At 47.7% G+C, this 1,564-nt stretch carries 1 protein-coding gene; it reads left to right on the forward strand.

Annotated features, from left to right (window positions below; translation table 11 throughout):
* A partial coding sequence (locus A9G25_RS02745; protein ID WP_176701067.1) for a hemagglutinin repeat-containing protein occupies positions 1-1,564 on the forward strand: 1,564 nt, incomplete at both ends.

Genomic DNA, 1,564 nt, shown 5'->3' on the forward strand with positions numbered 1-1,564 from the left:
TGGTACGCCACAAGCCTCCATTGGCATTAATGTCAGTTTGGGCAGTGAAAAGACCAAACGCACGGTAAACCAAGAGCAACACACCGTAGTAAGTAGTGGCGTCTCAGCGGGGCATAACCTCAGCATTATTGCGACGGGCAATGGTCAAAAAGAGCGTGGCGATATCAATATCATTGGCAGTCAGGTATCTGCCGGTCATGATGCAATGCTCAAAGCGAACCATGATGTCAACATCATTGGTCAAGAAAACACGATAAAAACCGACAGCAAAGAAAAAAGCAGCAGTGGCTCGGTAGGTGTGGGCTATAACTTTGGTGGAGAAAAAAATGGCTTTACCATCTCGGCCAGTGCTAGCCAAAGCAAATCCAGAGAAAAAGGTAACGGTACCGATTGGACAGAAAGTGTGGTAGAGGCAGGCAACAAGCTCACGATTATCACCGGTAATGACGCCAACATTGTTGCAGGGCAAGTGAAAGGCGATAGGGTGGTGGCTGATATTGGTCATGACCTTAATATTGAATCGAAACAAGACAGCGATGAGTTCCACTCTAAAAGCACGTCAACCTCGGTAGGGGGAAGTTTTTCTTATGGAGGCTCAAGTAGTATTAATGCCTCGGCGAGCAAAACGAAAATGGACAGCAACTGGCAAAGTGTGACCGACCAATCGGGCATCTTTGCCGGCAGTGGTGGCTTTGACATTAAGGTCGGCAATAACACTGACTTAAAAGGTGCGGTAATAGCCTCAGAAGCGAAAGACAAGAGCCAAAACCGCCTTGACACAGGCACAATCAGCTTTAGTGATATCGAAAACAAAGCGGACTACCAAGTCAGTAGCAGTAGTGCAGGGGTAAGCTCTAGCGGCATGCCATCGATGCCAACCAGTCGCAACAAAAACGAAAGCGAGCATTCGACGACGCATTCAGCGGTATCGGAAGGGACGATAATTATCCGCAACAAAGACGACCAAAAACAAGATATCAACGAATTAAGCCGAGATACTGAGCAGGCGAATAACGAACTCAAACACATTTTTAACAAACAAAAAGAGCAAGACATCATCGACCAAACGCAGTTAGTAAGTGAAATTGGTGGTGAAACGTTAACGATGCTTAATCATATAGACCGGATAAGAGCTGAATCCAAGGCAAAAGAAGCGGTAGAAAAAGAACAAGAAAAAGCCGCAGACAAAGGCATCGTTTTAACCGACGAGCAGCAACAAAAAATCTACGAAGACGCCTACAAAGAATCGATGAATCAAGGCATGACAGCGATGGGCAGTGACACGCGTCAAGGCATTGACATGGCCGTGAGTCTCATCAACGGCTTAATCAGTGGCGACATGACAGGGGCAGCCGCAGGGGCACTCGCGCCAAAAATTGCGACTATTATCAAACAACAGACCGAAGGAAGCACCGTTGCCAACACCGTCAGCCATGCGATACTCGGTGCGGTGGTAGCCGAGCTACAAGGCAACTCTGCACTAGTGGGTGGCTTGGGTGCTGCTGCAAGTGAACGTGGTGCTGAGGTTATCATGGGTATTCTTTACCCAGGTAAAACAGTAGCG

Origin of the sequence: Gilliamella sp. Bif1-4 (assembly GCF_001690535.1) — a bacterium.
GTDB classification, from domain to species: Bacteria; Pseudomonadota; Gammaproteobacteria; order Enterobacterales; family Orbaceae; genus Gilliamella; species Gilliamella bombi.